This window comes from Achromobacter dolens (assembly GCF_902859745.1).
GTDB classification, from domain to species: domain Bacteria; phylum Pseudomonadota; class Gammaproteobacteria; order Burkholderiales; family Burkholderiaceae_B; genus Achromobacter; species Achromobacter dolens.
Genome location: NZ_CADIJW010000054.1, coordinates 26,626 through 35,647, shown reverse-complemented (window position 1 = coordinate 35,647; position 9,022 = coordinate 26,626). Strand labels below are relative to the sequence as shown.

Here is a 9,022-nt window from a genome sequence, read left to right as displayed (position 1 = left end):
GAAGGCGCCGACCTCGCACGCGATGCCGCCGCGCGCCGGCGCGCCGCTGGCGGCGGCCATGTCCGGCAGGCCGACCGCCGCGTCGCGCGGCCATTGCGTCACCAGCCGCGTCACCATCGCCGCCGACGCCGCCAGCCGGGAGTCCAGCGCCGCGTCCAGTTGGGCGCTGGCGTGCTCGAACATCCACAGCGTGACGGCGCCGCCGACCACCAGCCAGACGACGCCGAGCAACATCGACAGGCGCGTGCGCAGACTCACGGCGCCGGCATCCCCAGCCGGTAGCCCCAGCCGCGCACGGTCTCGATCAGGTCGGCGCCGAGCTTGCGGCGCAGCTTGTGGATGTGGACGTTGACGGCGTTGCTCTCGACCCGGTCATCGAAGCCGTACAGGCTGTCGCGCAACTGATCCATGGTGAGGATCTGCCCGGGATGCTGCAACAGCGTACTGAGCAGCGTCAGCTCGCGCCGCTGCAACGCGATGCGCTTGCCGTCCAGCAGCACTTCGCCGCGCGACACGAACAGCGTCAGGCGGCCGTGCTCGATGCGATCGGTGGTGTGCCCGGCGGTCCGCCGCATCAGCGCCTGCAGGCGCGCGCCCAGTTCGTCGAGGTCGAACGGCTTGAGGACGTAGTCGTCGGCGCCGGCGCGCAGCGCGTCGACCCGCTGCGGCACCGCCGAGCGGGCCGTCAGCACCAGCACCGGCAGGTTCAGGCGGCGCGCGCGCCATCGCGCCAGCAGCCCCATGCCGTCGCCATCGGGCAGCCCGAGATCCAGCACGCAGGCGCCGAAATGCGACGTCTGCACCGCCAGGTCGGCCTGCCGCAGGTTGCCGACCACGTCCACCACGAACCCTTGCAACCCCAGGCCCGCCTGGATGGCCAGCGCGATGGAGGCGTCATCCTCGACCAACAAAATCCGCATGGCAGAAACCCCATCCCGGCACGTTATACTTATTTGAAGTAATAAGTTAATTTCTAAAAGTAATTAATGATGGTGACCGCGACCCTGCTCGGGCTGTGCATCGGCGTCTCCCTCGGCCTGACCGGCGCCGGCGGCGGCATTCTGGCCGTGCCCGCACTGATGTTCGGCCTGGGCCTGACGCTGACGCAGGCGGCGCCGGTGGCGCTGATCGCCGTGGGCATCGCGTCGGCGGTCGGCGCCCTGCAGGGCCTGATGCGCGGGCTGGTGCGCTACAAGGCCGCCATGTTGATGGCCGCGGTGGGCGCACTGACCGCACCGCTGGGATTGTCGCTGGCGCGGCGCTTGCCGGCGCATTGGCTTAGTCTGACTTTTGCAGCGGTGATGCTGCTGGTGGCCGCCCGCATGGTGCAGCAATCGCGCGGCCGCGCGCCGGCCCCGGGCGCGGCCGACGCCCCGCGCAAGGCCTGCCGGCTCTCGCCCGAAACCGGCCGCTTCGTCTGGAACCGCCTGACCGCCGTCACGCTGGGCGGCATCGGCGCCGTATCCGGCCTGTGCACCGGTATGCTCGGGGTCGGCGGCGGCTTCATCATCGTTCCGGCGATGACACACTTCAGCGACGCGCGCATGATCAGCATCGTCTCGACCTCGCTCATGGTGATCGCGCTGGTATCGGCCGCCACGGTCAGTTCCGCCCTGCTGCACGGACTGACGCTGTCGACCGCGCAATGGGCCTTCGTGGCCGCGGCCATCGCCGGCATGACGGCCGGCCGCGCGCTGGCGCCGCGCGTGCCGCAAGCGGTGCTGCAACGGGTATTCGCGGCGGTCTGCGTGGCGGTCGCCGCCGTGCTCGCCTGGCGCGCCTGAGCCGCTCCTCCTTTCGGCCTTTCCTTCCCGCCTTTCCTTCCCGCCGATCCTGCCGGACGCCCCTCATGGGCGTCCTCCGAGGGCGTCCTGACGGACGCCCATCGGGGCGCTCCGACGCCCCCTCTCGATATCTGACGCGAGTTAATGCTCAGATAATCCGCGCTATGCAAGATTCCGTCCATGACGGGAACATCACATATTCCTCCGCACGCCTGGCGCCTCAGCGCGGCCAGGCCTCTTGAACTAACGCCTCGACATCTCATGCGAACGCAATAGCTTCTCATTCGGGCTGATGAAAAAACGGCGCCACGCCGACCCATCATTTCCGAGCCCGGCCTATCCGTTTTTTCAACCTCTGCGCGGCCAACCGCGCAGGCTAGCTCCCTCGGATATCAATAAGGACTATCCATGCTTAAGAAGACGCTCCTCGCCACTGCAACCACCGCCGCCCTGCTGGGTCCGGTCGCGGCATTCGCCGCCGGTGAATTCGGTCAAGGCACCATCACTTTCACCGGCTCGATCATCGAAGCGCCGTGCAGCATCTCGGCCGCCGACTCCGCCCTGAACATCGACCTGGGCCAGATCTCCCGCAAGGACCTGGTCGGAGCCGGCAAGTTCTCCGCTTCGGTGCCGATCACCATCCACCTGACGGGTTGCTCGTTCGAAGCGGATACCGGCGCAGGCGCCAACGCGAACGGCAAGCTTTCCAAGGTCGGCGTGTCTTTCGCCGGCACCGCGTCCGACGCGACCAAGGGCATGCTCACGAACACGGGCAACGCCGCCAACGTCGCGGTCCAGATCCTGGGCAAGGACAACGCCACCGCGGTCAACTTCAACACCGCCCCTACGTCGGCCACGGCCCAACAACTCACGGCGGGCAACACCAACGTGCTGAACTTCTTCGCCCGGCTGGCATCGACCGCCGCCACCGGCGTCACGGCCGGTACGGTGAGCAGCTCGGTCACCTACACGCTGACGTATTTCTAAGCGGCCAAACGCCGCCATTCCGTGCGTACGGAACCCCGCCGCCATGGCGGCGGGGGATTTCCGACGCGCGCTTTCCGTACCGAGGTGGCCGCGATGCGGCGCCACATCGACGCCGAGGTTTTCCGGCAGTCTCTCACGCCGGAATATGGCAAAAAACATCATGACCCTGGCCCGCTTGGCATCCATCATGGCAATCAGTACCTATGTGCTGTCGGCGCACGCCACGGAGTTCAGCAGTGGCTTTCTGAACACCAAGGACAAGCGCAACGTCGACCTGTCCACTTTCAGCCGCGACGGCTACGTGGCGCCAGGCACCTACCTGGTCGACTTCTACCTGAACCAGCGCCTGCTCCAGGCCCAGTACCAGGTCAAGGCGGTGCCGGTGATAGACGACGGCACGGTGTTCTGTGTCACTCCGGCAATGCTCGAGATGCTGGCCCTCAAGGACGACGCCGCGGCGCGGCTCGCCAATGTCAACAGCGACGCCGGCCCCTGCGTCGACCTCGACACCCCTGACAGCAAGGTCGCCTACAGCCCGGACAGCCAGTCGCTGACCGTGACGGTGCCGCAGGCCTGGTTGCGCTACCAGGACCCGGACTGGGTGCCGCCGGCGCGCTGGAGCACGGGCGTGAACGGCGTGATCCTCGACTACAACCTGCTGGCCAACCGCTATATGGCGCAGCAGGGCAGCAACTCGTCCAGCTACACCCTGTACGGCACCGCCGGCCTGAACCTGGGCGCTTGGCGCCTGCGCAGCGACTACCAGTACAGCCGCCACGACAGTCACGGCAAGTCGCAAACCAACGCCATCCTGCCGCAGACCTACCTGTTCCGGCCGCTGCCGCAATGGGAATCGAAGCTGACGCTGGGCCAGACCTACCTGTCGTCCTCCCTGTTCGATCCGATCCGCTTCGCCGGCGTCACCCTGGCCAGCGACGAGCGCATGCTGCCGCCATCGCTGCAGGGCTATGCGCCGCAGGTGACCGGCATTGCCAACAGCAACGCGCAAGTGACCGTCAGCCAGAGCGGCCGCCTGCTCTACCAGACCCGAGTGTCGCCCGGCCCCTTCGTCCTGCCGGCGCTGAACCAGAACATCAGCGGCAATCTGGACGTCACCTTGACGGAGAGCGACGGCAGCACCCGTACGTGGCAGATCACGACGGCGAGCGTGCCGTTCATGACGCGCAAGGGCAACCTGCGCTACCAGGTTTCGGCCGGACGGCCGCTGTTCGGCGGCCGCGCCAACAACCACGTGGTCAGGCCCGGCTTCATGACGGCCGAAGCCACCTGGGGCGCGTTCAACGATACCTCGCTGTATGGCGGCTTCGTTGCCACCCAGGACGGATACCGGGCGCTGGCGCTGGGCGCCGGCCAGAACTTGGGCCGGCTGGGCGCCCTGTCGGCGGACGTGACGCGCTCGGACGCCCGGCTGCCGTTCGCCCATGCCCCGCGCCGCACCGGCTACAGCTACCGGGTCAACTACGCCAAGACCTTCGATGGCCTGGGCAGCACCATCGCCTTCATGGGCTACCGATTCTCCGGCCGGCACTTCCTGTCGCTGCCCGAATACGTCATGCGCTCGGTGCTGCGCGACGAATTCTTCCGCGACGAGAAGCAGAGCTACACGGTGGCATACAGCCAGCACATCCAGCCGCTGGACATGAGCGTGTCGCTGTCGCTGAGCCGGCTGAACTACTGGAACGACTCGGCGACCAACAACCACTACATGATCACGCTCAGCAAGAACGCCAACATCGGGCCGCTGCGCAACATCAACATGTCACTGTCGCTGGCCCGTACCCAGAGCTTCTATGGCCAGGCCGAGAACCAGATCTACGCCACGATCAGCATCCCGATAGGCGACAACCGCCAGTTCAGCTATGGCTACCAGCGCAGCGGCGACAGCCTGATACAGCACACGGTCGGCTACACCGACTTCAGCCATCCGAACACCACCTGGAACCTGAACGCGAGCGACGAACGCTACTACGACTCGCGGCGCCAGAGCATGAGCGGCAGCATCCAGAGCCGCACGCCCTATGGCCGAGCCAGCGCCGACTTCACCGTGCAGCCCGGCCAATACCGCAACGTCGGCCTGAGCTGGTATGGCTCGATGACGGCCACGGCCGCGGGCGCGGCATTCGGCCAGCCGGCCGCCGGCAACGAACCGCGCCTGGTGGTCGACACCGACGGGATCACTGGCGTGCCGGTGGACTACGGCAACGGCGTTACCAATCGCTTTGGCATCGCCGTGGTCAACAACGTGTCGAGCTACCGCGAAAGCAACGTCGCGGTGGACGTGAACGCCCTGCCCGACGACGTCGACGTGGCCGACTCGATCATCAGCCAGGTGTTGACCGAGGGCGCCATCGGCTACTCCCGCATCCGCGCCAGCCAGGGCGAGCAGGTGCTGGGCCATGTCCGGTTGAGCGACGGCAACGCCCCGCCGCTGGGCGCCCTGGTGCTGTCCTCCCGTTCCGGCATGACGGCCGGCATGGTGGGCGACGAGGGGCTGGTCTATCTGAGCGGCGTGACCGCGGAAGACCGCGACGCGCTCACCGTGACCTGGGCTGGCGAAAAGGAATGCCACCTGACCCTGCCCGCGCCCGCGGCGCTGGCCCAGGGCCCGCAGCCGCTGCCCTGCCAATGAGGCCTGATATCCCGCATCCCATGACGTTCATTTTGAAAGCGAAAACATGAAACTCAGACATATCACCGGACCGCTGCTCTGCGCCTGGCTCGCCTTGCCCGCCCTCTGCCAGGGCGCGGTCAATGTGGATCGCACCCGCATCATCCTGGGCACCGAACAGAAGTCGGTCTCGGTGGTGCTGACCAACGAAAGCACCGATACCCCCTACCTGGCACAGGCCTGGGTCGAGGACCAGGACGGCAAGATGACCAACGACCTGCTGGCGCTGCCCCCGCTGCAACGCATTGACGCGGGCAAGAAGGCGCAGGTGCGGATCATGCAGATGAGCGCCGCGGCCAAGGCCCGCCTGCCGCAGGACCGCGAGACCCTGTTCTATTTCAACGTGCGCGAAATCCCGCCGGCGCCGAAGGACAAGGACGCCAGCCTCCTGCAACTGACCACGCAGAGCCAGCTCAAGCTGTTCATACGGCCGCCCAAGCTGGGCGAGCGCGGCGAGGCGGCGCCGGAACAGGCCCTGCAGGCGCGCACCGATGGCCGCACCCTGACGCTCAAGAACACGTCGCCCTATTACCTCACGGTGATGTGGCTGGGCACGGACAGCAAGCAACTGCTGCCCGGCTTCGACACGCCGATCATGCTCGCGCCGCTGTCCGAGCAAGCGGTCAAGGCCCAGTTACCCGCGGACGCCAAGCAGTTGATGATGGGCAATGTCGACGACTACGGCGGCATGCGCGTCAGCCGCTACCACTGTGCGGCGGGGGTTTGCGTATTCAAGGAACGGGTCAAGGAATAGGGACGCGACCCGCGCACGCTTTTTCACCGTTCCGGACCGCCAGATACGGTCCGCAACCATTCATGCACTTTCCACAGAGGAAACACAGGAGTCACCCATGATCAAGAAATCCACTCTCGCCCTCGCCGCCGCTGTCGCGTTCAATTCAGCGCCGGGATTTGCGGCGGGCACCAGCGGCTCCGGCACCATCACCTTTTCGGCGACGGTCATCGAAGGGCCTTGCTCCATCTCCGCCGCCGACAGCAACATGACGATCGACCTGGGCCAGGTCTCCCAGCGCATGCTGAATGGCCCCGGGAAATTCTCCGACTCGGTGCCCGTCGTCATCCACCTGACGGGCTGCTCGTTCGACGAGGATACGGGGACCACCCCCAACCCGAACGGCAAGTTGTCCAAGGTGGCGGTCCAGTTCCTCGGCACCTTCACGAACACCTCGCTGGGCAAGATCTCCAATACCGGAACCGCCACCGCCGTCGCCGTGCAGTTGCTCGAGAGCGATGGCACCACGCCCGTCAATCTTGCCGCCACCCCCAGCGCCGCGAACGCGAAGCAACTGATCAACGGCAGCAACGAGCTGCGCTACTGGGCCCGCATGTCCGTTGTGGGCGGCCCCGGAGCGGTCACGTCAGGCACCGGCTCGGTCCAGGCGAACGCCACCTACGCGTTGGCCTACTTCTAAGCGACGCACTCGCGAGGGCCGGCGGCCGCCGCGCGCCAGCCCTCGCCGCTACCGTCGGCAGACCCAGTAGGCCAGGGCCAGCATCCCGACCAGGGTCCAGCCTATGGCGATCGCGGCATGTTCGCCTTGATGCGAGCCATGGAGGTACAGGCCACAGACTGCCGTCACGGTGAACACGATCAGCATCCCGAGGACGAAGGGGCGCCAATGTGCACGTGCGGCGCGTATGCGTCCGCTCGAAACGATTTCGGATCTGCGCATGGATTCACGTAACGGTTTACCCGAATCAATTCTGCCAAATTTTTCGCGAACGTAACAGCATATTTTGTTGTTCGCAATAATGAGACGATCCTCTCTCATTCGGACGCGGACAGCGCGGGCAGGGGTCGCGCCGCCAGCACGCGTGCGCCGGTGACCGCATCGACCTGGAAGCGCCGGACCAGTTGCGTCAGCCGTCCGGCCTGTTCGCGCATGCTGGCGGCCGCGGCGGCGGCCTCTTCCACCAGCGCGGCGTTCTGCTGGGTGACGCCATCCATCTGCGCCACGGCCTGGTTGACCTGGCCGATGCCGGTGGACTGTTCGGCCGAGGCGCCAGCGATTTCGCGCACCAGCGTCACGGCCTGACCCACGCTGGCCACCACTTCACGCATGGTGCGGCCGGCGGCGCCGGCCTGCCGCGCGCCGTCTTCGACGCGGCTGACGGACTCGTTGATGAGGGCGTTGATCTCCTTGGCGGCCACGGCCGAGCGCTGCGCCAGGGTGCGAACCTCGCCCGCCACCACGGCAAAGCCCCGGCCCTGTTCGCCCGCCCGCGCAGCCTCGACCGCGGCATTCAGGGCCAGGATGTTGGTCTGGAAGGCGATGCTGTCGATCACGTTCGTGATATCGGCGATGCGCCGCGAGCTGTCGGAGATGGCGTCCATGGTGCGCACCACGCCATCGACTTCGTTGCCGCCGCGCACGGCCACGGCCGAGGCCTGGGTGACGAGTTGCTCGGCCTGGCCGGCGTGGCTGGCGTTCAACTGCACGGTGCTGGTCAGTTGCTCCATCGAAGCGGCGGTTTGCTCCAAAGAGGCGGCCTGTTCCTCGGTGCGTTGCGACAGGTCGGCGTTGCCCTGGGCGATCTCGGAGGCCGCCGAGGCGATGCCTTCGCAGCCATCGCGCACATCGCGCACGATAGCGGCCAGGCCGTGGTTCATGGCTTGCAGGGCGATCATCAGGTCGCCCGTCTCGTCGCGCGTGACGATGCGGATGTCGCCGGTCAGATCGCCGGCGGCCACGCGGCGCGCGGCTTGCACCGCCTGCCCAAGCGGCTGCACGATGCCGCGCGTCATGAACCCGCCCAGCAGCATGCCGAGCGCCACGCCGGCGATCGACAGCGCGATCATGATGAGGCGCGTGCGTTCGTAGAGGTCGGAGCCCGCCTGCACCGACCGCGCGGTGCTGGCTTCCTTGGACTCGGCCAGCCGGTCCATGACGCCGTCCAGTTGCTCCGATGACGCAATCACGTGCTTTTCGATCTCGACGGCGCGCGAATCCTTCGCCCGCAGCGGCAGCTCGCGGGCGGCGGTGAAGAAAGCCTCGGCGTCGCGCTTCCAGGCGTCTTGCGCCTGCCTGAAGCGCGCCAGCAACTGGCGGTCCTCGGGCGCCAGGTAGTAGCTGGCGGCGCGATCGCGCAGCGCGTCCAGCCGCCGCACGGCGCTGTCGAACTGTTTACGGCTGGCCTCGCGTTCGGCCTCGGTGGAGGCCGCCAGATAGCTGTTGCGGGCGCGGCCGGCATACACCAACTGCAGGTTGGCGTTTTTCATGTCGGACAGGCCGCGCAATTCGACCTCGTAGAGCTGGCTGTTCATGTCGTTGATACGGGCCAGCCCCCACACGCCGAAGGCGCCGACCGCGCCGCCCAGCAGCGCCACCATCAAGAACGCGCCGGACAGGCGGGCGCGGATACGCAGACCAGAAAATAGGCCAAACATGCTTGCTTCCTATGTCGCCCCGGCCGGGTGGCGCGATGATCGCCTGTTGTTGTTCCGGGGCTTTGTTGAACCGGACCGGCATGGTAGGGCGAGGAAGAGATTAGGGATAACCCTAGGAATGACGACTTTGCTCGGCTGTTCACCGCGCTGGTT

At 66.9% G+C, this 9,022-nt stretch carries 7 protein-coding genes and 1 pseudogene; 5 read left to right on the top strand and 3 right to left on the bottom strand.

The genetic code is table 11. The features are described from left to right. Window positions 1–258: pseudogene (locus HV783_RS25220) on the bottom strand (ATP-binding protein); the annotation flags it as partial. Next, complete coding sequence (locus HV783_RS25215) at window positions 255–920, bottom strand: response regulator (RefSeq protein ID WP_054503141.1); 666 nt, start codon at window positions 918–920, stop codon at window positions 255–257. The pseudogene HV783_RS25220 and the gene HV783_RS25215, both read right to left, overlap by 4 nt. Before the next feature lie 66 nt (window positions 921–986). Here HV783_RS25215 and HV783_RS25210 point away from each other — a divergent pair, with 66 nt between their 5' ends. The 5 genes from HV783_RS25210 to HV783_RS25190 all read left to right on the top strand — a co-directional run bounded on the left by HV783_RS25210 (window position 987) and on the right by HV783_RS25190 (window position 6,893). Then, window positions 987–1,784: a sulfite exporter TauE/SafE family protein gene (locus tag HV783_RS25210; protein WP_175190096.1), complete on the top strand. Its 798-nt coding sequence runs from the start codon at window positions 987–989 to the stop codon at window positions 1,782–1,784. A gap of 408 nt (window positions 1,785–2,192) precedes the next feature. Further along, window positions 2,193–2,771, top strand: coding sequence for a fimbrial protein (locus HV783_RS25205; RefSeq protein ID WP_175190095.1), 579 nt, complete (start codon window positions 2,193–2,195; stop codon window positions 2,769–2,771). A 187-nt stretch (window positions 2,772–2,958) separates the two neighbouring features. Next, a complete protein-coding gene (locus HV783_RS25200; RefSeq protein WP_254604034.1) occupies window positions 2,959–5,421 on the top strand; it encodes a fimbria/pilus outer membrane usher protein in 2,463 nt (820 codons plus the stop codon). Between the two features lie 46 nt (window positions 5,422–5,467). Further along, window positions 5,468–6,214 carry a fimbria/pilus periplasmic chaperone gene (locus HV783_RS25195; protein ID WP_054503145.1) on the top strand — a complete coding sequence of 249 codons (747 nt, stop codon included), beginning with the start codon at window positions 5,468–5,470 and terminating at the stop codon, window positions 6,212–6,214. Window positions 6,215–6,311: 97 nt separating this feature from the next. Continuing rightward, window positions 6,312–6,893, top strand: coding sequence for a fimbrial protein (locus HV783_RS25190; protein WP_175190093.1), 582 nt, complete (start codon window positions 6,312–6,314; stop codon window positions 6,891–6,893). Between the two features lie 356 nt (window positions 6,894–7,249). Here HV783_RS25190 and HV783_RS25185 read toward each other — a convergent pair whose 3' ends face one another. Further along, window positions 7,250–8,869 carry a methyl-accepting chemotaxis protein gene (locus HV783_RS25185; protein WP_175190092.1) on the bottom strand — a complete coding sequence of 540 codons (1,620 nt, stop codon included), beginning with the start codon at window positions 8,867–8,869 and terminating at the stop codon, window positions 7,250–7,252. Between the last annotated feature and the right edge of the window lie 153 nt (window positions 8,870–9,022).

Bases quoted from the DNA above. Each gene is read 5' to 3' on its own strand.
- HV783_RS25190 (WP_175190093.1), top strand. From the start codon at position 6,312: ATGATCAAGAAATCCACTCTCGCCCTCGCCGCCGCTGTCGCGTTCAAT.
- HV783_RS25210 (WP_175190096.1), top strand. From the start codon at position 987: ATGATGGTGACCGCGACCCTGCTCGGGCTGTGCATCGGCGTCTCCCTC.
- HV783_RS25185 (WP_175190092.1), bottom strand. From the start codon at position 8,869: ATGTTTGGCCTATTTTCTGGTCTGCGTATCCGCGCCCGCCTGTCCGGC.
- HV783_RS25200 (WP_254604034.1), top strand. From the start codon at position 2,959: ATGGCAATCAGTACCTATGTGCTGTCGGCGCACGCCACGGAGTTCAGC.
- HV783_RS25195 (WP_054503145.1), top strand. From the start codon at position 5,468: ATGAAACTCAGACATATCACCGGACCGCTGCTCTGCGCCTGGCTCGCC.
- HV783_RS25205 (WP_175190095.1), top strand. From the start codon at position 2,193: ATGCTTAAGAAGACGCTCCTCGCCACTGCAACCACCGCCGCCCTGCTG.
- HV783_RS25215 (WP_054503141.1), bottom strand. From the start codon at position 920: ATGCGGATTTTGTTGGTCGAGGATGACGCCTCCATCGCGCTGGCCATC.